The sequence below is a fragment of the Nocardia africana NBRC 100379 genome (assembly GCF_001612635.1).
GTDB lineage: Bacteria > Actinomycetota > Actinomycetes > Mycobacteriales > Mycobacteriaceae > Nocardia > Nocardia africana.
Map to the genome: position 1 here is coordinate 59,867 of NZ_BDAV01000007.1, position 20,976 is coordinate 80,842.

The 20,976-nt window shown below is 67.2% G+C and carries 21 protein-coding genes; 10 read left to right on the top strand and 11 right to left on the bottom strand.

Annotated elements, in window-relative coordinates:
* The first annotated feature begins 123 nt into the window (after positions 1 to 123).
* The 5 genes from NA3_RS12030 to NA3_RS12050 all read left to right on the top strand — a co-directional run bounded on the left by NA3_RS12030 (position 124) and on the right by NA3_RS12050 (position 6,088).
* Positions 124 to 1,458, top strand: coding sequence for a lipase family protein (locus tag NA3_RS12030; protein WP_062963701.1), 1,335 nt, complete (start codon positions 124 to 126; stop codon positions 1,456 to 1,458).
* 40 nt (positions 1,459 to 1,498) lie between these two features.
* The gene (locus tag NA3_RS12035) at positions 1,499 to 2,695 is read left to right on the top strand and encodes a PucR family transcriptional regulator (RefSeq protein ID WP_062963702.1); all 1,197 of its coding nucleotides are present in this window, start codon (positions 1,499 to 1,501) and stop codon (positions 2,693 to 2,695) included.
* Between the two features lie 445 nt (positions 2,696 to 3,140).
* Complete coding sequence (locus NA3_RS12040; protein ID WP_084491529.1) at positions 3,141 to 3,974, top strand: AMP-binding protein; 834 nt, start codon at positions 3,141 to 3,143, stop codon at positions 3,972 to 3,974.
* A gap of 211 nt (positions 3,975 to 4,185) precedes the next feature.
* Complete coding sequence (gene ku, locus NA3_RS12045) at positions 4,186 to 5,145, top strand: non-homologous end joining protein Ku (RefSeq protein ID WP_062963704.1); 960 nt, start codon at positions 4,186 to 4,188, stop codon at positions 5,143 to 5,145.
* A gap of 184 nt (positions 5,146 to 5,329) precedes the next feature.
* On the top strand, positions 5,330 to 6,088 hold the full coding sequence (locus tag NA3_RS12050; RefSeq protein WP_062963705.1) for an RDD family protein: 759 nt from the start codon (positions 5,330 to 5,332) through the stop codon (positions 6,086 to 6,088).
* A gap of 104 nt (positions 6,089 to 6,192) precedes the next feature.
* Here NA3_RS12050 and NA3_RS12055 read toward each other — a convergent pair whose 3' ends face one another.
* The 8 genes from NA3_RS12055 to NA3_RS12090 all read right to left on the bottom strand — a co-directional run bounded on the left by NA3_RS12055 (position 6,193) and on the right by NA3_RS12090 (position 13,156).
* Positions 6,193 to 6,630 (bottom strand): DUF4189 domain-containing protein, encoded by a 438-nt coding sequence (locus NA3_RS12055; RefSeq protein WP_128145319.1) that lies wholly within the window; start codon positions 6,628 to 6,630, stop codon positions 6,193 to 6,195.
* Between the two features lie 99 nt (positions 6,631 to 6,729).
* On the bottom strand, positions 6,730 to 7,101 hold the full coding sequence (locus NA3_RS12060; protein ID WP_062963707.1) for a metal-sulfur cluster assembly factor: 372 nt from the start codon (positions 7,099 to 7,101) through the stop codon (positions 6,730 to 6,732).
* The gene (gene sufU, locus NA3_RS12065; RefSeq protein ID WP_062963708.1) at positions 7,094 to 7,591 is read right to left on the bottom strand and encodes a Fe-S cluster assembly sulfur transfer protein SufU; all 498 of its coding nucleotides are present in this window, start codon (positions 7,589 to 7,591) and stop codon (positions 7,094 to 7,096) included. The genes NA3_RS12060 and sufU overlap by 8 nt, the downstream gene beginning before the upstream one ends.
* Positions 7,592 to 7,637: 46 nt before the next feature.
* Positions 7,638 to 8,897, bottom strand: coding sequence for a cysteine desulfurase (locus NA3_RS12070; protein WP_062963709.1), 1,260 nt, complete (start codon positions 8,895 to 8,897; stop codon positions 7,638 to 7,640).
* 1 nt (position 8,898) lies between these two features.
* Positions 8,899 to 9,675 carry a Fe-S cluster assembly ATPase SufC gene (sufC, locus tag NA3_RS12075; RefSeq protein WP_062963710.1) on the bottom strand — a complete coding sequence of 259 codons (777 nt, stop codon included), beginning with the start codon at positions 9,673 to 9,675 and terminating at the stop codon, positions 8,899 to 8,901.
* Between the two features lie 51 nt (positions 9,676 to 9,726).
* On the bottom strand, positions 9,727 to 10,920 hold the full coding sequence (gene sufD, locus NA3_RS12080; RefSeq protein WP_062963711.1) for a Fe-S cluster assembly protein SufD: 1,194 nt from the start codon (positions 10,918 to 10,920) through the stop codon (positions 9,727 to 9,729).
* The gene (sufB, locus tag NA3_RS12085; RefSeq protein WP_062963712.1) at positions 10,920 to 12,380 is read right to left on the bottom strand and encodes a Fe-S cluster assembly protein SufB; all 1,461 of its coding nucleotides are present in this window, start codon (positions 12,378 to 12,380) and stop codon (positions 10,920 to 10,922) included. Before sufB ends, sufD begins: the two co-directional genes overlap by 1 nt.
* Positions 12,377 to 13,156 carry a helix-turn-helix transcriptional regulator gene (locus NA3_RS12090; protein ID WP_227995463.1) on the bottom strand — a complete coding sequence of 260 codons (780 nt, stop codon included), beginning with the start codon at positions 13,154 to 13,156 and terminating at the stop codon, positions 12,377 to 12,379. The genes sufB and NA3_RS12090 overlap by 4 nt, the downstream gene beginning before the upstream one ends.
* 193 nt (positions 13,157 to 13,349) lie before the next feature.
* On the opposite strand from NA3_RS12090, the gene mptB reads away from it, so the two are divergent.
* The 4 genes from mptB (at position 13,350) to NA3_RS12110 (ending at position 17,843) form a co-directional block, all read left to right on the top strand.
* Positions 13,350 to 15,047 carry a polyprenol phosphomannose-dependent alpha 1,6 mannosyltransferase MptB gene (gene mptB / locus NA3_RS12095; protein ID WP_062963994.1) on the top strand — a complete coding sequence of 566 codons (1,698 nt, stop codon included), beginning with the start codon at positions 13,350 to 13,352 and terminating at the stop codon, positions 15,045 to 15,047.
* Positions 15,044 to 15,976 carry an ABC transporter ATP-binding protein gene (locus tag NA3_RS12100; RefSeq protein ID WP_062963713.1) on the top strand — a complete coding sequence of 311 codons (933 nt, stop codon included), beginning with the start codon at positions 15,044 to 15,046 and terminating at the stop codon, positions 15,974 to 15,976. The genes mptB and NA3_RS12100 overlap by 4 nt, the downstream gene beginning before the upstream one ends.
* Positions 15,973 to 16,761 carry an ABC transporter permease gene (locus tag NA3_RS12105; protein ID WP_062963714.1) on the top strand — a complete coding sequence of 263 codons (789 nt, stop codon included), beginning with the start codon at positions 15,973 to 15,975 and terminating at the stop codon, positions 16,759 to 16,761. Before NA3_RS12100 ends, NA3_RS12105 begins: the two co-directional genes overlap by 4 nt.
* Positions 16,762 to 16,868: 107 nt before the next feature.
* On the top strand, positions 16,869 to 17,843 hold the full coding sequence (locus tag NA3_RS12110) for a COX15/CtaA family protein (RefSeq protein ID WP_062963715.1): 975 nt from the start codon (positions 16,869 to 16,871) through the stop codon (positions 17,841 to 17,843).
* A gap of 22 nt (positions 17,844 to 17,865) precedes the next feature.
* On the opposite strand, the gene NA3_RS12115 is transcribed toward NA3_RS12110, so the two are convergent.
* On the bottom strand, positions 17,866 to 18,918 hold the full coding sequence (locus NA3_RS12115; protein ID WP_062963716.1) for a phosphotransferase: 1,053 nt from the start codon (positions 18,916 to 18,918) through the stop codon (positions 17,866 to 17,868).
* Positions 18,919 to 19,073: 155 nt separating this feature from the next.
* On the opposite strand from NA3_RS12115, the gene NA3_RS12120 reads away from it, so the two are divergent.
* Entirely contained in the window at positions 19,074 to 19,292 is a 219-nt protein-coding gene (locus NA3_RS12120; protein WP_062963717.1) for an FmdB family zinc ribbon protein, read from the top strand.
* A 6-nt stretch (positions 19,293 to 19,298) separates the two neighbouring features.
* Here NA3_RS12120 and NA3_RS12125 read toward each other — a convergent pair whose 3' ends face one another.
* Together NA3_RS12125 and NA3_RS12130 are read right to left on the bottom strand one after the other, a co-directional pair.
* Positions 19,299 to 20,171 (bottom strand): class I SAM-dependent methyltransferase, encoded by an 873-nt coding sequence (locus tag NA3_RS12125; protein WP_062963718.1) that lies wholly within the window; start codon positions 20,169 to 20,171, stop codon positions 19,299 to 19,301.
* A gap of 25 nt (positions 20,172 to 20,196) precedes the next feature.
* Entirely contained in the window at positions 20,197 to 20,976 is a 780-nt protein-coding gene (locus tag NA3_RS12130) for a transporter substrate-binding domain-containing protein (RefSeq protein ID WP_062963719.1), read from the bottom strand.

The window sequence follows — 20,976 nt, forward strand, 5'->3', positions numbered from 1 at the left end:
CGCACAAATGCCAGCAATCACCGTTGGAATCGTACTGAAGACTCCGGGCCGGCTGATGCGATGTTCTTTACCTCAGACGCCGCGAGGCTTTCGATTTTTTGTAGCAACGATGCTGGAGGTTTTATGGGCACGTCCCGGTTGCGATACCTGACCCTCGCAACGATATCTGCGGTCACAGTCATGGCCGGGGCGGGAACTGCGGTGAGCGATCCCGCCGATATCACTTTCCCCTCGGACCAGAATCAGCTGCCGCAACTGCCATCGGAACCGCAGATCTACGACCGGCTGCCGATTCCGACACCGGGCAAGGACGCCTGGTACAACGACCCCGAAAACACCGCCTCTTACGCGCCCGGCCAGATCGTGCGCACCCGCGAGGTGCAGACCCGGCTGGCTGGCCTTCCCATCCCGGTATACACAAAGCAGATCTTGTTCCGCTCTAATGATGTCCACGACAACCCGATCGTGACGGCTACGACCGTCATCGTGCCCGGCATCCCGTGGCAGGGCAGTGCGCGGCCGGTACTGTCGTTCCAGGAGGCAATAGATTCGACTGATTCCTCCTGCAATCCGTCCTACACGCTGCAGGTCGGCACCATGAAGGAATCCACGCTCGCGATCTACTGGCTGATGCAGGGATTTGCGATCAACGTCCCGGACTTCGACGGCAAGTTCAATACGTTCAACACCTACGACGAGGGCAAGATGGTGCTGGACAGTCTGCGTGCGGTGAAGAACGACACGACACTAGGCCTCGCCGATTCGGGGATCGCGCTGTACGGGTATTCCGGTGGTGGCTCGGGTTCCATCCGCGCTGCCGAACTGCGCGCCACCTACGCTCCTGATGTCCGGCTGCTGGGCACCGCGATCGGTGGCGCGCCCGGTGACCTCGTTGCTATCGCGAAGTACGCGATGGCGCCACAGACCGGACTTGCGGGAATCGGCAATTTCACCATGTGGCTCGGCTTCGCCAGTCTCAGCCGGGAATACCCGGATGTGTTCCGGCCCGAAGAGTTGCTGACCGACGAAGGGCAGCAGCTACTCCGTGATTTTCAGTCTCGTTGCGTGATCACTATTGCACCGTCGGGTGTGTACCGCCCGATCAGCGCCTATTTCAAACCGGGCAAGTCGATGGATACCGAACCCGAGGTCTTGCGAGTGCTGGAGAATAATAGCCTCGGCAAATTCATTCCAGACAGCCCGATCCTGTGGTGGCACGGCATCTGGGATGAGGTCGTGCCACCGTCGACAGTGCTGCCGGCGGTGAACAAGTACTGGGAAAGTGGTGCGGACCTGCGTTTCATCACGGTTCCTGTGCCTGAGCACGGGGTCAACGCCGTCACCGGCTGGACTCCTTCGGTGGCTTGGACCAGTGCTGTGCTGCGCGGGCTGCCGCCGGGCCCGAAATTCAATTTGGCATTCCCCGCACCACTGCCAGCAGGCTTCCCGGGCTCTTGATCGGATCGGTCGACAGGGGTTCGTTGTCTTGGGAGGACGCATGACTCAGATGTATTCCACCGGGCTCGGTATCCCGCAAGACGATCGGTGGCAGCAGCTGGTCGAGCGGGCACATGCCCGAGCGGCCAGCTTGGCCGCGACCTTGCAGACCGACGACCTGCTGCCACATTCGATGCTGGACGCCGATTTCGTGCCGAGCGCCCAGCTCAACGTTGAGCTCTTCTTCGGTTCATTGGCCTCGGGCCGCGAGCTGTCCAAGGTGGACACCCAACCGCTGGTGGAGCGGGCGTTGCGGCTGATCCGGGACGGCATGTCCCTCGAGGAAGTCCTGGCCAACTACCGGATCGGGACCGCGTTTCTGTGGAGCCAGTGTGTTCCGACACTCGAACCAGACGAGTATTCTCTGCTGCCGGAACTGGGACTGCGCTTGACCAACTACCTCAACGTGGTGACCGCCCATATCGCTACCGTCGTGGTTGAGGACAGTCGGCAGCCACGCTGGGACATGCTCGCCCGCCAAGGCGAGATCGCCGCCGATCTCCTGGCCGGCCGTGAGGTCACCGGATGGACAGGCGCACCCGATATCCCCATCGCGGAATCCTTCCTCGTCGCCGCGGTCCGGCTTCGCGAACCGGCCCCCGGCGCCCTCACCACCCTGCGGAACCGCCTCGGGCTGCTGTCGGGCACGTTCCTATATCGCGACAAAGGCGGCTGGATCGCGCTCGTTCCTCTGCATCTGGTCGATGAATCAGATTCGGCGGCGGGGCTCGCCAGCCGAATCGGATTGCCCAGCAAAACTATTCGGCCCGAATACTGGATCGGTGTCGCGGTCGCACCCACGCACGCGGACATCCCCCGGTCCTATGCCGAAGCCCGCACCGTCGCCGAGACCGCGCGGGCCCTGTCCCGTCCCGAAACCATCTGCACCCGAAGGCACATGATGTTCGAATACTCCGTAGCCGCCGGCGGAACAACGCTCCCCAGCTTGGCCGCTCTCCTTGATCCGCTCACCGATCATCCCACGCTGCTGGAGACCCTCGATGCCTTCATCGATGCCGAGTTCAACCACGCCGCCGCCGCCCAAGCACTGTTCATCCACCGAAACACAATCACCTATCGACTCTCTCGCATCGCGGAAATCACCGGCTACGACCCGCTGGTGCCCACCGGCGTTTCCACACTAATGGCGGCCCGTGTCGCCCTCCGCATCGTCACCCACGATCCACGCACTCACTGATACGAAACTTCGCCCGCCCCATCCTAAAGCGGCTTCACATTCCGCGAGGCCAGGGCCGCGAATCAAGAGCTCCGGCGACGGATGCTGGCCCCGCCGCTCAACGTCGATGCGGTTGCGGAAGAGATAACGCCTGCAATGCCCGGGGGCAACGACTTCACCGATCGACTACGCGCGTTACATCGACGATGGCAGATCCTCAACCAACGAGAGCTGACCAATACCGAGCTGGCAGGCGCTGCGTTTCAGCGCCGTTCAGCAGCAAGTACCGCACCATGGGCCCGGCATTTGAACGAAAGGCATAATCAATGGGACAGCCCTTTGGCTTTTACCAGAACACAGTCGGCGCGATGCAGATCGAAACCGAGGCTACGGCAACGCAGGGATTGTCTCCTGACCGCCGGACCATCGACTTCGACTCCCAGCGGGCAGTCGTGGAGTGCGCGCGATGATCGAACATGCGCCGCACGAAGGTTCGGCCGAACAGTTGCTTTGGCCTCGCTACGTCGAACCCGCCGATCTGACCGCTGTCGAATCCGTCCCGCTGGAAGCACGCGGCCTGCCTGAATCGACCTACGCACTGCTTGCCCGAGCAGCGACGCGGTGGCCGCACCGCAATGCGTTGACCGTGCTTCCGGATGCAACGCGGTGGCGAGAACCGGCGCGCCGCAGCTACGCGGAACTTCTGGCACAGGTCAATCGATATGCCAATCTCCTCTATTCGCTCGGGGTGCGACGCGGGGACGCGGTCGCGATCATCGCACCGAACTCCGAGAACCTGATCGCCGCCACTTTGGCATCGCAGCTGGCAGGTCTCGCAGCACCGATCAACGGTGGCCTGGCCCGCGATCACATCGCCGAGTTGTTACGACGCTCCGCGGCAAGAATTCTGATCGTCGCGGGGCCCGAACTGTCGGCCGATACGTGGACCTCAGCGTACGAGCTGGCCGCACAAGGACTGGTTGACGCGCTACTGGTATTACGCCCTACCGCCGCGCATGACCTGGCCCCGACGCTGCCCTTCATCGACGGCGTCCGCGTCGGTTACCTCGATAGCCTTGCTGCCGATCATGATTCGGCCACATTCGTCGGCGAGTTGCCGAAGTCCTCGGACTTGGCGGCGCTGTTCCACACTGGCGGCACGACGGGCGTGCAGCTCCTCGACGTGGACGCATCACGCACTCGCCACTCTTTCCGCGTCGCGCAGCGCAGGAGAAGACGTCAGAAGGCTCGGCGCCAGGGCATGACAGCCAGCGGACGAGTGATACGGGAACCCTGGTGAGTGAACCGACGGCACGCGCTCCGAGCCCTCGAATCGCTTCCAGAATGGCGCGGATAGGGGCGAACGACGGTCCCCTACAGGACGTCCACAGGACGTCGCAGGTCCACAAACAGCAACGAACAGCAACCGACAACACTCATCAACACCGACGAACCCGCAGGTCGCGCCGCTTCGCCGGACAAAACCAACCGGTCATCAGTAGCATCGAAGGATGCGATCGATCTGGAAGGGTTCCATCGCGTTCGGGCTGGTGAATGTCCCGGTGAAGGTTTACACCGCCACCGAGGACCATGACATCAGGTTTCATCAGGTCCACGCCAAGGATGGCGGGCGGATCAAATACGACCGTGTCTGCACGGTGTGCGGGCAGTCGGTGGCCTTCGCGGATATCGACAAGGCGTACGAGTCGCCCGAGGGTGACAAGGTGATCCTGACCGACGAGGATTTCGCGAAGTTGCCGGTGGCCGAGAAGCACGAAATTCCGGTGCTGCAGTTCGTGCCGTCCGAGCAGATCGATCCGATCCTGTTCGACCGCAGTTACTATCTCGAGCCCGACTCGACGACACCCAAGGCGTACGTGTTGCTCGCGAAGACGCTCGATCAGGTGGATCGGGTGGCGCTGGTGCATTTCACGCTGCGGCAGAAGACGCGGCTGGCGGCGCTGCGGGTGCGCGACGGGGTGCTGGTGTTGCAGACGCTGCTGTGGCCGGACGAGGTGCGCGCCGCCGAATTCGAATCGCTCGATGATGCCGCCGCGCCGCGATCGCAGGAGGTCGCGATGGCGCAGACGCTGGTCGACAGCATGTCGGAGGATTTCGATCCCGATCAGTACACCGACGAGTATCAGATCGAACTGAAGAAGCTGCTCGACGAGGCCATCGAGTCCGGGTCCGACCGCGTCACCCGCCACGAAGAGGCCGAACCGGCGCAGATGGATGCCGAGGTGGTCGATCTGGTGGCCGCATTGCAGCGCAGCCTCGAAGCCACCGGGCGCGGTGGGGAATCCGGGAAGTCGAGCCGGGGCGGCGCCTCGAAATCCGCCGCCAAGTCGACCACGAAGGCGACCACCAAACGGGCCGCGTCGAAATCCACCGGCACCAAGTCGGCGAGCAAGTCGACTGCGAAGAAGGCTGCGCCCAAAGCCACCAAACAGACCCGCAAGGGAGCCTAGGCGGCGATTCGGGCGTCTTCGCCGAATCAGGCAATCGTGAGATATCCGACTGTTCGGCGCGCCCATTGCGCGCGGGTCGGCCATACTTTGGCGGGGCCTGGCGGTTACCGTACGGTGCAATCACAGTTCGACCCGGTCGGGGCCCGGATCGTCCCCGTACCACCAGCTTCCGGAGGAACCACATATGACCAACCCGTCGGACCCGAACGGCCCGTACGGCCAACCGGGGCAACCGGGCTCCGGGTATCCGCCCGCCGGCCCGCAGCCGGGCTACGGCGCACCCCAGCCGGGCTACGGCGCGCCGCCGCCCGGATATGCCGCTCCCCCACCGGGTTACGGAACCCCGCCTCCGGGATACGGTGCGGCACAACCGAATTACGGCACCCCGGGCGCCGGTTACCCGCCGGCCGGGCCGGGATACGGTTATCAGCAGCCGGGATTCGGCCCGCCCGCACCGTATGCCAACTGGTTCGCGCGCGTCGGCGGTTACCTCATCGACGCGCTGATCGTCGGCGTCCCGCTGGCCATCCTGTACGGGCTCGCGTTCGGGCTCGGTACCAAGGACGTGAACTGCTCGTTCGACGACGACCCCTACAGCTCCTCGTACTCCTACTCCAGTACGTGCACGGGCGGCGGCCTGACCGCGGTCGGCATCATTCTGTTGCTGCTGGCCATCGCCGTGGGTCTGGGCCTCGGACTGTGGCTCATCCACCAGGAAGGCACGACCGGTCAGACGCCCGGTAAGAAGGTCGTCGGTATCCGCGTGATCAAGGAAGCCGACGGTCAGGTGCTCGGCTTCGGTATGGCGTTCGTGCGCAAGCTCTGCCACGTTCTCGACAACGCTCTGTGCGGCCTCGGATATCTGTGGCCGCTGTGGGACGAGAAAAAGCAGACCTTCGCCGACAAGATCGTCAGCACCATCGTGGTGCAGGCTCCGAAGTAACGTCACCACCCAGCGCTGTCACGGCCCCGCGGTTCCCTCACCGAACGCGGGAAACGACGGCGGCCGACCCGGAATCCGGGTCGGCCGCCGTCGATGTGGAACGATCAGTGCGCGTTCGCGGTGCAACTGCTCAGGGCGATGTTCGCCGGCCGCGGGATCGCGCTTCCCAAGTCGGGGAACGGCGGCGCGCTCGGCCCCAGGAAATCCCTCGCCTGCTTCTCCGCCTCGACCTGGGTCGGACCCCAGCCGACCGCGATCCGGCCGTCCGCTCCCTGGGCGACAGCACCGCAGCCGTTGCTGAAATCCAGGATCACGCGGCAGTCGCCGCGACCGCAGCGCGCCCGGGCCGCGGCATCCGCGCTGGGCGCGTCGGCGAAGTTGGTGGCCGCGGCCACCACCCCGCTGCGGTCGGAATAGGCGATCGCACCGTGCAGGTCACCGTCGGCGTGAGCCGAACCGGCGGCACCGGCGACGGCGAAACCCGCACCGGTCACCGCCGCGACGGCCGCCGAGCGGACGCGCTGGGAAAACATATGGGCCATCCGTGAATCCACCCCGTTCTGGTCTGCGTACTGGACGCAGGCGATCCTGCTCCACGTCGGCCCGGCATGTCCACTTCACCCCCTACCCGGTGGCGAGAATCAGACCGTGAAGCCCAGTGCGCGCAGCTGTTCGCGGCCGTCGTCGGTGATCTTGTCCGGACCCCACGGCGGCATCCAGACCCAGTTGATCTTCAAATCCTCCACCAAACCGCTGCGCACCAGCGCGTTTCGCGACTGGTCCTCGATGACGTCGGTGAGCGGGCAGGCCGCGGAGGTGAGGGTCATGTCGAGGACGGCCACGTCCTCCTCGACCCGCATCCCGTAGACCAGTCCCAAATCGACCACGTTGATGCCGAGTTCGGGGTCGACGACGTCACGCATCGCCTCCTCCATATCCTCGAGCAGCGCGACCTGTTCCTGGGAAAGTTCGGCCTCGGTGTTCGGCTGTTCGGTTGCCGGCGTCTCAGTCATGACGTTCCCCATTTCCGGCGGACCCGTTGCCCATGGTCCGCTTGGTCTCTTCGGCCGAGGTTATCCGCACCACGGCATCCTTGAACGCCATCCAGCCCAGCAGGGCACATTTCACCCGGGCAGGATACTTCGCCACACCGGCCAGCGCGATGCCGTCGCCGATGACGTCCTCGTCGCCCTCGACCGTGCCGCGGCTCGAGATCATCTCGCTGTAGGAGTCGACCACCTTCAGCGCCTGCTGCACGGGCTGGCCGATGACCTGATCGGTGAGGATCGAGGTGGCGGCCTGGCTGATCGAGCAGCCCTGCCCGTCGTAGGACACATCGGCGACGTCACCGTTGTCGTCGATGTGCACCCGCAGGGTCACCTCGTCACCGCAGGTCGGGTTGACGTGATGCACCTCGGCGCCGAACGGCTCCCGCAGCCCGCGGTGGTGCGGATGCTTGTAGTGGTCCAGGATCACTTCCTGGTACATCTGTTCCATACGCATTGCGAAATCTCACGCCCCGTTCACTGGTCGCTCGCGCTCACCGGATTCAACGGTCGGCCACACCGAAGAATTTCTGTGCCTTACGGACCGCGGCCACCAGCGCCTCCACCTCGTCCAAGGTGTTGTAGACCGCGAAGGAGGCCCGGGCGGTGGCGGGTACGCCGAGCCGGCGCATCAGCGGCCAGGCGCAATGGTGCCCGACGCGGATGGCGACTCCCTCGTCGTCCAGGATCTGCCCGACGTCGTGCGGGTGGATGCCGTCGACCACGAACGACACCGCGCCACCGCGATCCACGTTCTCGGTCGGTCCGACGATGTGCACGCCGTCGATCGCGCCGAGTCCCTCCAGGGCGGCGCCGACCAGCGTATGTTCGTGCGCGGCAACGGCTTCCATCCCGATCGCGTCGAGATACCGCACGGCCGCGCCCAATCCGACCACCTGCGAGGTCATCGGCACGCCGGCCTCGAACCGCTGCGGCGGCGCCGCGTAGGTGGTGGCCTCCATGGTGACCGTCTCGATCATCGACCCACCGGTGATGAACGGCGGGGTCTCCTCGAGCAGGGCGTAGCGGCCGTAGAGCACGCCGACACCGGACGGACCCAGCATCTTGTGCCCGGAGAAGGCGGCGAAATCGACGCCGAGCTCACGGAAGTCCACCGGCATGTGCGGGACCGACTGGCAGGCGTCGAGCACCACCAGGGCGCCGACCGCCTTGGCGCGGCGCACCATCTCGTGCACGTCGGCGACCGCACCGGTCACATTCGACTGATGAGTGAAGGCGACGACCTTGGTCGCGGGCGAGAGCTCCAGCGAATCCAGATCGATGCGCCCGTCGTCGGTGATGCCGTACCACTTCAGGGTGGCGCCGGTGCGACGCGCGAGTTCCTGCCACGGAACGAGATTCGCGTGATGCTCCAGTTCGGTGATCACGATCTCGTCGCCCGGTCCCACGTGGTACGGGAAGCGGTCGTCGGAGAACGAATACGTCACCAGGTTCAGCGATTCGGTGGCGTTCTTGGTGAAGACGATCTCGTTCGCCTCCACCCCCACGAAGCGCGCGATATCGGCCCGGGCGCCCTCGTAGGCGTCGGTCGCCTCCTCGGCGAGCTGATGCGCGCCGCGGTGCACGGCGGCGTTGGTGTGGGTGAGGAATTCGCGTTCGGCGTCCAGGACGGCCAGCGGTCGCTGCGAGGTGGCCCCGGAATCCAGGTACACCAACGGTTTTCCGTCACGCACCGTCCGGTTCAGGATCGGGAAATCGGCCCGGATCCTGGCGACGTCGAGTGTGCGTGTCACAGCGGTCATATCAGGCTCCCGCGGTCGCGGTCTGTGTGAAGCGGACGTAGCCGTTGGCATCGAGTTCGTCGGCCAGCTCGGAGCCACCCTCGGCGACGATGCGGCCGCCCACGAACACGTGCACGAACTGCGGCTGGATGTAGCGCAGGATCCGGGTGTAGTGGGTGATCAGCAGGATGCCACCGTTCTCGCGCTCCTTGTAGCGGTTGACGCCCTCGGAGACGATGCGCAGCGCGTCGACGTCCAGACCGGAGTCGGTCTCGTCGAGGATGGCGATCTTCGGCTTGAGCAGGCCCAGCTGCAGGATTTCGTGGCGCTTCTTCTCACCGCCGGAGAAGCCCTCGTTGACGCTGCGGTCGGCGAAGGCGGCGTCGATCTCCAGCTCACCCATCGACTCCTTGACTTCCTTGACCCAGTGGCGCAGCTTCGGGGCCTCGCCGCGTACAGCGGTCGCGGCGGTGCGCAGGAAGTTCGACATGGATACGCCCGGCACCTCGACCGGGTATTGCATGGCCAGGAACAGCCCGGCGCGGGCGCGCTCATCGACGGACATGGCCAGCACGTCCTCGCCGTCGAGGGTGATCGAGCCCTGGGTCACGGTGTACTTCGGGTGCCCCGCGATGGCGTAGGACAGGGTGGACTTGCCGGAGCCGTTCGGGCCCATGATGGCGTGGGTCTCGCCGGAGTTCACGGTGAGGTTCACGCCCTTGAGGATCTTGATGGGCTCGCCGTTCTCGTCGGGGTTGGCGACTTCGGCGTGCAGGTCCTTGATTTCGAGGGTGGTCATTGCGTTCCTTCTGGGCTGGTGGAGGTTTCGGGCTGCCGGGACGCGCCGGTGCTAGGCACCGATGGCGGCGAGTTCGGCCTCGATGGCCGACTCCAGCCGCTCCCGGATCTCGACGACCGCGATCTTCTGGATGATCTCGTGGAAGAAACCACGCACCACCAGACGGCGGGCAGCCTCCTCCGGAATACCGCGAGCACGCAGGTAGAACAGCTGCTCGTCATCGAATCGGCCCGTCGCCGAGGCGTGTCCGGCGCCGAGGATCTCACCGGTCTCGATCTCGAGGTTCGGCACCGAATCGGCACGAGCCCCGTCGGTGAGGACCAGGTTGCGGTTGGCCTCGTAGGTGTCGGTGCCCTCGGCCTCCGCGCGGATCAGCACGTCGCCGACCCAGACGGTGTGCGCGTCGGGCTTGGCCGAGCTCGGATCTCCCTGCAGCGCACCCTTGTACAGCACATTCGACTTGCAGTGCGGCTGCGCGTGGTCGACCAGCAGGCGCTGCTCGAAATGCTGTCCGTCGTCGGCGAAGTACAGGCCCAGCAGTTCAGCGTCGCCGCCGGGACCGTCGTAGCGCACGGTCGCGGTCAGCCGCACCAGATCGCCGCCGAGGGTCACGTCGGTGTGCCGCAGCACGGCATCGCGCCCCAGCTTGGCGTGATGGGCGGTGACGTGCACGGCGTCGTCGGCCCAGTCCTGGACCGCGACCACGGTCAGTTTGGCGCTGTCGCCGAGCACGAATTCCACGTTCTCCGCATAGGTTCCGCTGCCGCGCTGGTCGATGACCACCGTCGCGACCGCGAAGTTTCCGAGCCGGATCTGCAGATGACCGAACGCCGTCTTGTCCGCGCCGGGGCCGGTGATCCGGACGACGACCGGGCGGTCGACCTCGGTCTCGGCGCCCACCGACACCACCGTCGCCTGCTCGAAGCCCGAATACGCTTGGGCGGCAACGCGATCGGTGGGGACACCACCCTCGCCGAGGCGCTTGTCGTCCCGGCCGACGGTCTCCACCGTCACACCGTCGATGGCGGTGCCGTCGACAGCGGCGACCTCGATGCCGGCCCGGCCGTCGCGCACCGCGGTGCCGTCGTGCAGTCCGCGCAGGCGGCGCAGCGGGGTGAACCGCCACACCTCGTCGTGCGCCGAGGGCACCTCGAAGGCGGCCACGTCGAACGACGCGAACAGCTCACCCTTGTTGACAGCCGGGACGCGGGCCTCACCCGCGACAGCAACGTTCTCGACCGGCATCAGCCGACCGCTCCTTCCATCTGCAGCTCGATGAGCCGGTTCAGTTCCAGCGCGTATTCCATCGGCAGTTCCTTGGCGATGGGCTCGACGAAGCCGCGCACCACCATCGCCATCGCCTCGTCCTCGGTCATGCCGCGGCTCATCAGGTAGAACAGCTGATCCTCCGACACCTTGGAGACGGTGGCCTCGTGGCCCATCGTCACGTCGTCCTCGCGGATGTCGACGTAGGGGTAGGTGTCGGAGCGGCTGACCGTATCCACCAGCAGCGCATCGCATTTCACGGTCGACTTGGAACCGTGGGCACCCTTGTTGACCTGAACCAGGCCGCGGTAGGAGGCCCGGCCCCCACCGCGCGCCACCGACTTCGACACGATGGTCGAGGAGGTGTGCGGCGCCAGGTGCAGCATCTTGGCGCCGGTGTCCTGGTGCTGGCCCTCGCCGGCGAACGCCACCGAGAGCACCTCGCCCTTGGCGTGCTCACCGGTCATCCAGACCGCGGGGTACTTCATGGTGACCTTGGAGCCGATGTTGCCGTCGATCCACTCCATGGTCGCGCCCGCGCCCGCCTTGGCCCGCTTCGTGACCAGGTTGTAGACGTTGTTCGACCAGTTCTGAATGGTGGTGTAGCGGCAGCGGCCACCGTCCTTGACGATGATCTCCACGACCGCGGAGTGCAGCGAGTCCGACTTGTAGATCGGCGCGGTACAACCCTCGACGTAGTGCACGTAGGCGCCCTCGTCGACGATGATCAGCGTCCGCTCGAACTGGCCCATGTTCTCGGTGTTGATCCGGAAGTAGGCCTGCAGCGGGATGTCGACGTGCACGCCCGGCGGCACGTAGATGAAGGAGCCACCCGACCACACCGCGGTGTTCAGCGCGGAGAACTTGTTGTCGCCGGCCGGGATCACCGAGCCGAAGTACTGCTGGAAGATCTCCGGGTGCTCACGCAGGCCGGTGTCGGTGTCGAGGAAGATCACGCCCTGGGCCTCGAGGTCCTCGCGGATCTGGTGGTAGACGACCTCCGACTCGTACTGGGCGGCCACACCGGCGACCAGACGCTGCTTCTCCGCCTCCGGGATGCCCAGCTTGTCGTAGGTGTTCTTGATGTCCTCGGGCAGATCTTCCCAGCTCTCGGCCTGCTTCTCGGTCGAGCGCACGAAGTATTTGATGTTGTCGAAGTCGATGCCCTCGAGGTTGGAACCCCAGCCCGGCATCGGCTTGCGATCGAAGATGCGCAGCGCCTTGAGGCGGATGTCCAGCATCCACTCCGGCTCGTTCTTCTTCGCCGAGATGTCGCGCACGACGTCCTCGGACAGGCCGCGCTTGGCGCTGGCGCCGGCGGTATCCGAATCCGCCCAGCCGTAGCCGTAGGTACCCAGCGAGGCGATGGTCTCCTCTTGGGTCAGGGCCTGGGTCTGGGGCGCATCGGATTCACGGCTCGCCGCGGTGGTCGACGTCATTCGGCACTCCTTCCGGAGTCGTTTCGAGCTGCCGTTGCGGGCTGTGCAACGACGCGGGTGGCGGGCTGAGCATTGCTCGTCGGGGGAACGGACAGGGGAACGTGGGTGGTGCAGGCGCAGTCACCGTTGGCGATGGTCGCGAGACGCTGCACGTGGGTTCCGAGCAGCTCGCGAAACGCCTCGAGTTCGGCGGCGCACAGCTCCGGGAACTCCTCGGCCACATGCGAGACCGGGCAGTGATGCTGGCATATCTGCACTCCGGAGCCGACCTTGCGGGTGGTCGCCGCGAATCCGGCGTCGCTGAACGCCTCGGCGATCTCCTCCGCCTTCTCCGAGGTGGCGGCCGGGGTGTGCTGAGCCAGGCGATCGATTCCGGCGACGATCACACCGACGCGGCGACGGGCGAAATCCATGATCGCGTTGTCGCCGCCGATCTCGCGCAGCTGCCGCATCGCGGCACCCGCCAGATCGTCGTAGGCGTGGCCGAGCCGGCCGCGACCGGCGGCGGTCAGCTGGAACTGCTTGGCGGGACGACCGCGGCCCTGCTGCTGCCACGGCGCCGAGCGCATGGCCCGGGCCTCGCCGGATTCGATCAGCGCGTCGAGATGACGGCGCACACCGGCCGGGCTCAGCCCCAGCCGCTGCCCGATGGCGGTCGCGGTGATCGGCCCCTCCTCCAGCAGCAGCTGGACGACGGCGGCGCGGGTATGCCCCTCACCGGCGGCGGCCGCGGGCGCGACGGAAGGCCGGGCGCCCTGCTGACGCTCGGTATTCACCTCGTTCTCCCGCAAACCCACGGTTTTCACAACATCAGTGTGACGGAATTATTTCCCGCATTCTAGTAAGGGTGCCCTGAATCGCAGCCGGATGCGGCCCCGACCTGGGCATCGACCCCCGGTGCGATATGTCACGGTCCGGGCCGCGACGTTGCGTCGGCCACGGCTCCCTCCCCGGCTACGCTTGACCTCCGTGGCGGTTGTGGAAGGCGCATGGCGTAGAAGCATCGAGATCGGACGCCGGGCCCTGGGTCTGGACGTCCCGCCCGCCGATCACACCATCGCGGTGCTACACACCGTCGAAGCCGACGCGCCGGGTCTCGACAGCCGGGAAACCGCGCAGTTCAAGCGAATTCGACTGCTCGGCGCTACCGGCTCGGTGCTCATGGCGATCAGCGCGCTGGGCGTCGCCGCCCAGCCGGTCCTGCAGAATCCGGTCTCCGGAGTCCGGGTGATCGGCGTCTTCGCGCGCTGGCAGACCTCGTCGCTGGCGCTGTGCATGATCGGCACGGTTTTCGTGGTGATGGCGTGGCTGCTGCTGGGCCGCTTCGCCGTCGGCGGTTTCGGTGGCTCCCCGGTCCATCGGCTCAGTCGCTCGCAGCTGGATCGCACGCTGCTACTGTGGATCATCCCGCTGTCGGTGGCGCCGCCGCTGTTCTCCAACGACGTCTATTCCTATCTGGCGCAGGGCGAGATCGCCGCCCGCGGCCTCGATCCCTACGCCGTCGGCCCGGCCACCGGCCTGGGCCTGCACAACGTGCTGACCTACAACGTGCCCAACATCTGGCGCGACACTCCCGCTCCGTACGGACCGCTGTTCGTCTGGATGGGTCGCGGGATCGCGCATGTGACCGGCGACAACATCATCGTCGGCGTCTGGGCGCATCGATTGCTGGCACTGGCCGGGGTGGCCCTGATCGTCTGGGCGCTGCCGCGGCTGTCGCGGCGCTGCGGAGTGGCGCCGGTCAGCGCGCTGTGGCTGGGCGCGGCCAACCCGCTGGTGCTGTTCCACCTGGTCGGCGGCGTGCACAACGACGCGCTGATGCTCGGCCTGATGCTGGCCGGAGTCGAGTTCTGCCTGCGCGCGCTGGCCACCGACCACGCGCCCGGCCTGGGTGGATTCGACCAGCGCGGCTGGCTGCTGCTGACCTTCGGGACCGTGGTGATCACCCTGTCGTCGGCGGTGAAGATCACCTCGATCATCGCGCTCGGATTCGTCGGCATGGCCCTGGCCCGGCGCTGGGGACGCGGCTGGCGGCCGCTGTTTGCCGCCGCGGCGGTGCTCGGCGCGATCACCCTCGTCACCACGTTGTTCGTCAGTTACACCTCCGGACTCGGGTTCGGCTGGACCCACACCCTCAACGCCGCCAGCACCGTGCGCAGCTGGATGTCGCTGCCCACCGCGATCGGCATCATCACCGGATTCGGCGGCGTGCTGCTGGGACTGGGAGACCACACCACCGCGCTGCTGAGCATCACCCGCCCGATCGCCGGCGTGGTGGCGGCGTTGATCACCGTGCGCATGCTCATCGCCACCTGGACCGGGCGATTGCAGCCGGTCGGGGCGATGGGCGTGTCGCTGGCGGCGATCGTGCTGCTGTTCCCGGTGGTGCAGCCGTGGTATCTGCTGTGGGCGATCGTGCCGCTCGCGGCGTGGGCCACCACGCCCGCGTTCCGGGTTCCGGCCGTGGCGTTCTCCGCGGTCGTGAGCGTGATGCTGATGCCGCGCGGCGCCGATTTCGGGGTCTTCCAGATCATCGAGGCGGCGGTCGCCGTGGTCATCGTCGCGCTCGGATTCATCGCGGTGACCCGGAACCTGCTGCCCTGGCGTAATCGGACAGGGGTGTCTGCTCCGTCACAGCCGGGCCCGGCATACGGTGTCTCATCGTGAGCGCAGCCTCGGAACCCGCTGTCTGTATCGACGGTGTCGTGAAACGCTACGGCGACACCACCGCCGTGGACGGGATCGGTTTCGAGGTCGGGCGCGCGGAGGTGCTGGCCCTGCTGGGCCCCAACGGCGCCGGCAAAACCACGACCGTCGAGATGTGTGAGGGTTTTCTTTCCCCCGACGCCGGTTCGGTACGGGTGCTCGGGCTCGATCCGGTCGCCGATTCCGATCGCCTGCGCCCGCGCATCGGGGTGATGCTCCAGGGCGGCGGCGCCTATCCGGGCTCGCGCGCCGGCGAGATGCTCGATCTGGTCGCCTCCTACGCCGCCGATCCGCTCGATCCGCAATGGCTGCTCGACACCCTCGGCCTGCACGATGCCCGCCGCACCCCGTATCGGCGGCTCTCCGGTGGACAGCAGCAGCGCCTCGCGCTGGCGTGCGCACTGGTGGGACGGCCTGAACTGGTCTTCCTCGACGAACCGACCGCCGGCATGGACGCGCAGGCCCGGCATCTGGTGTGGGAGCTGATCGATGCGCTGCGCCGCGACGGCGTCGGCGTTCTGCTCACCACGCACATGATGGACGAGGCCGAGCAACTCGCCGACCGGCTGGTGATCATCGATCACGGCCGCATCGTCGCCGCCGGCACCCCGGCCGAGGTGACCTCCGCCGGCGCCGAGGGCCAGCTCCGGTTCAGCGCGCCGCCGAAGCTGGACCTGTCCCTGCTGGAGAGCGCACTGCCGGAAGGATTCGCACCCAGCGAGACCGCGCCCGGCTCCTATCTGCTGTGCGGCGACATCACCCCGCAGGTGCTGGCCACCGTGACCGCCTGGTGCGCGCGAATCGACGTGCTGCCCACCGACATTCGCATCGACCAGCGCCGCCTGGAGGATGTGTTCCTCGAACTGACCGGACGGGAGCTGCGCGGATGACCCGGACCGCCCCTCGTTTCACCCCGGGCACCTTCAGCCCCGCGCCGCGACCGGCCCCGCGGCTGTCGATGCTGGCCGCGCAGACCCGCATGGAGCTGATCCTGTTGCTGCGCAACGGTGAACAGCTGCTGCTCACCATGTTCATTCCGATCACGCTGCTGATCGGGCTGACCCTGCTGCCGCTGGGCTCGAGCCTCGGCGAACATCACAAGGTCGACCGGATCGTGCCGGCGGTGATGATGGTGGCGATCATGTCCACCGCGTTCACCGGCCAGGCCATCGCGGTCGGCTTCGATCGCCGCTACGGTGCGCTGAAACGCTTGGGCGCCACGGCATTACCGCGCTGGGGCATCGTCGGCGGCAAATGCGCGGCGGTGCTGATCGTGGTGGTGCTGCAATCGGTTCTGCTCGGCCTGATCGGTGTCGCGCTGGGCTGGCGGCCCTCGATCGGCGGCCTGCTGCTGGGCGCCTTCGTCATCGCGCTGGGCACCGCCACCTTCGTCGCGATGGGACTGCTGCTCGGCGGCACCCTCAAGGCCGAGATCGTGCTCGCCCTGGCCAATATCCTGTGGTTCGTGATGCTGGGGGTGGCGAGCCTGGTCTTCGCCTCCGACAACCTCCCGCACGCGGTGACGCTGATCGCGCGACTGATCCCCTCCGGAGCACTCGCCGAGGCATTGGATCAGGCGCTGCACACCAGCGTGGACTGGTACGGCATCGCGGTGCTGGTGGCGTGGGGCGCGGTGACGGGCTGGCTGGCCACGCGCTGGTTCCGCTTCGACTGACTCACCGGGGTGTCGAACCCCCGCGCTACCGATCCGGATGTGACGGCAACGACAGAACGTAGTAGCCCCCGTGCGGACGCGGATTCGGCTGCGTCTACCATCGTTTCGTGCTGTCACGCGCGTTTGTGCGACTCGTCGACTTTCTGCCGCTGCCCTCCCTGCGGGTGCAGCGCATCTTCGCGTTGGCGGTGATTCTGTCCCAGGCGGGCATCTCGGTGACCGGCGCGATCGTGCGCGTCACCTCCTCCGGCCTGGGCTGCCCGACCTGGCCGCAATGCTTCCCCGGTAGTTTCACCCCCACCGCCCATGCCGAAGTTCCGGCGATCCACCAGGCGGTCGAATTCTCCAACCGCATGCTCACCTTCGCGGTGACGCTGTGCGCGGCGCTGATCGTGCTCGCCGTGGTGCGCGCCCGGCGGCGGCGCGAGGTCGTGATCTATGCCTGGCTGATGCCCGGCGGCACCGTCCTGCAGGCCGTGATCGGCGGCATCACCGTGCGCAGCGGATTGCTGTGGTGGACGGTGTCGGTCCACCTGCTGGCCTCGATGCTGATGGTGTGGCTGGCGACGCTGCTGTTCGCGAAGGTCGGCGAACCCGACGACGGGGTCGACGTGGTCCAGGTCCCGGCGCCCCTGCGCTGGCTGACCGCACTGAGCGCGGTCGCGATGACCGGCACACTCATCGCGGGCACCCTGGTCACCGGCGCCGGACCGCACGCCGGGGACAAGAGCACCGAACGACCGGTGGCGCGCCTGCAGATCGAGATCGTCACCCTGGTCCATGCCCACGCCGAATTGCTCGTGGCATATCTGGCGCTGCTCGTGGGCCTCGGCTTCGGACTGGCGGCGGTGGGGATGACCCGCGCGATCCGGGTACGTCTGATCGTGGTGATCGCCACGGTCTGCGCTCAGGCGCTGGTCGGCATCGTCCAGTACTTCACGCACGTTCCCGCCGCACTGGTGGTCGTCCACGTCGGCGGCGCCACCGCATGCATCGTGGCGACGGCCGCGTTGTGGGCCTCGATGCGCACCCGCGAACACGTCACCGCCCCCGCGCCCGAAACAGCCGCCCGCGCCGCCTGACGCAGGCACCGGGCGCGAACGGTTACCCCGGTTTCCGCTCCAGTGCGTTCCAGTCCCGGATCGCGGCACAGCTGCGGCGCGCCATGGCGGCGAACATCTCGTCCCCGCGCGGCGTGGCGGCACCGTAGGCGGCGCCGAACACCGCGACCAGCGGTCCCTGCACCAACGCGAATCGGTAGTCCTGGCGGCACTGCTCGAGTGTGTAATCGGTGACGCCGTAGGAACACAGGGCGCGCCAATAGATTTCGACGAGCGCGTCCTCGTGGGCGCGGCGCAGGTCGGGTTCCAGGCCGGTGGCGACGAAGTAGGACAGGTCGCGCGCGGGCAGTCCGAGACCGAGGGTCTGCCAGTCGACGGCCCAGACCTCGATGTCACCGCGGTCGCCGGAGAACATCAGATTGTCCAGGCGATAGTCGCCGTGGACCGGTGCGAAGCGCTCGGGGGCGGCCAGCAGCCACTCGGCGATACCGGGGACGCAGGCGCGCAGCGTCTCGTGATCGGCCGGCGAAAGCCGCTCCCCCAGCCGATCGATGAAGATTTCCGTTGCGGGACCGTACAATTCGGCCAGAGCCTGCGCCTCGGGTTCCCCGTTGACGGTCAATCCGTCGATCGCGGACAGGCCGGGATCGCACCAGCGCGGGCCGTGCAGACCGGCGAGATTGCGCACCGCGGCGCTCGCCTGCGCCACCGTACATCCGACCAGCTGGTCGCCCTGGCGAGCCGGGGCGAGATCGTCGAGCAGGAGCGTGAATTCCGCTCCGTCGCCGTCGAATTCGGCGTAATGACAGGCGGGTGCACGAACGGCCACGGTGGGTGCGATCTCGCGATAGAAGCGGATCTCCTGCCGATAGGCGCCCGCGACCATCGCGCGCGCGGCCGGGTCGGTGGCAGGCAGTTTCGCGATCAAGCGCCGCGGTGCGCCGTCGCCGCTGATCTCCAGGCGAAATACCGAGCCCATCTGCCCGGTGCCCACCGGCGTCGCGACCACCTCGCGCACCGGCGCCGACAACGCCGCACTCAACCACCGCGGGGTGATTTCGTCGGCGCCGACCACGATCTTCGCGGTTGCCGTCATCGGGGCACTCCCTTCACCCGGACAACAGGCCGGACATGTGTCCGGGACAGTAACACGGACGCACTTCCCGGACACCGGAAAGCGAGATTTCGGCAGTCCCGTGCGGCATCGACCCGCATCGAGCCGGCCCGGGACCCGGCAGCCATAATTCACCTATGCCGACCTACGCCTACCGCTGCCGGGAATGCACGGAATCGTTCGAACTGACCCGGCCGATGAGCGAATCCGGCGACCCGGCGGTCTGCCCGGGTGGCCACCGCGACACCGTCAAACTGCTCACCACGGTCGCTCTGACCGGTAAGGCCGCGGGGGCGGCCGCCGCACCGTCCGCGCCGTCCGGCGGCGGTTGCTGCGGTGGGGGCTGCTGCGGCTGATCGCGATCAGACGCGGTCGGCGATCAGCGCGCGGCCCAGTCCGTAGGCGCGGGACTGCCGTGCCGGCACGTCGAGCCGGCGCGCCGTCTCGATCAGCTCGACGTCCGCGGTGACCGTGAGCCCGTAACGCGTTGTCAGCGCGGCCATTTCCGCGGGCGACCACGCCGACACGTGCGGTTCGTCGGCGAGGGGGTCCCGGGCGCCGGCCAGCTTGCTGTAGAGACGCATACCGGCGCGGCCGAGTCCGGCGAGGCGGTTCGGGGTGGGATAGGTCGCGATCAGCCGGCTGCCGGGCGCGCTACGGGCGGCAACGACCGCCAGTGTCGATTCCACCTGCGGCTGTGTCAGATACGGCAGGACGCCCTCCCACACCCACGTGGTCGCCGCATCCGTGCGATGGCCCGCCTCGGCCAGTCGCGCCCCCAGGTCGTCGCGGCCGAATTCCACCGGCACGTAGGTCAGCGACTTCGCGACCGGAACCAGCGTGCCCACCCGTTCACACTTGTCGCGTTGCGAGGCAGGATGATCCACTTCGAAGACGTCGGCGGCGGGCTCGTCCGTCCGCCAGGCCCGCCCGTCCAGTCCGGCGCCGAGAAGCACCAACTGCGCGGCGGACGCCTCGCGGATGGCCTCGTCGATGACGACCGTGCGGGTCGCGAGCACGGCGGCCGTGGCGGTGAGCATCTCGTATTCGAGCCGCTCCCGCCAGCCGCCGGGTGGCCGCTCGGCTCGTGCGCGCCGCACCGCCGCCCGTTCGTCGTCGCGAAGTAGTTGCGCCGCAATGGGATCCGAGAATCGCCCGACTGCCAGTCGCCCGTCGGCCACCGCCCGGCCCTGACAGACCAGGACCGCGGTCCGGCTCGCCGCTTTATCCGTCACCCCGTCGATTATGGTCGCGCATCGCTCAGGCGGTGGCGTGCGGTCCGATCCACTCCGCGACACGCCGGTCGACTCCCCCGGTGGCCAGCTGACTCGCCAGCCAGGAGTTCACCATCAGTGCGGTCGGCACGTCGTTCTTCGGGATCAGGAACACCTTGCCGAACGAGTCGAACGGCGTCTCCGGATGCAGGACCCGCAGATCGGGATGCTGCCGCACACGGTAGCGGCCCTCCACCGAATCGGTGACGAACACGTCCGCGCGACCGGCGGTGATCTGATCGAAAATCGTGACGTTGTCCGGCCATACCGTCAGCTGCGCATGCGGGAAATGGGCACGGGCGAACTGTTCGTTGGTGCCGCCGCGATTGACGATCACCCGCACCTGCGGCTGATCGATCTGCTCGATCGTCGCGTACTTCGCGGCGTCGGCGGCACGCACGATCGGGGTCTTGCCGTCGGTGCCATAGCTCAGCGAGAAGTCGGCGTAGGCGCGCCGGGCCGCGGCGTCGGATATTCCGCCGACCGCGAGATCGCAGGCATGCGCGGCGAAATCGCCGCCCATCGACGCCCAGCTGGTCGGCACGAAGCGCACCTGACGCCCCAGCAGCTGCGCCATGTCGCGGACCAGATCGATGTCGATGCCGCGATAGCCGCCGTGGCCGTCGCTCACCGAATAAGGCGGATAATCACCGGTGGTGCATACCCGCATGGCCCCGGGGTCCTCGGCGCGCGCCGGAGCGATCATCGTCAGGACCGCGGCCGCACCGGCCGTCGCGGCGGCGATCAGCCGATGCCGCAGAGCCAT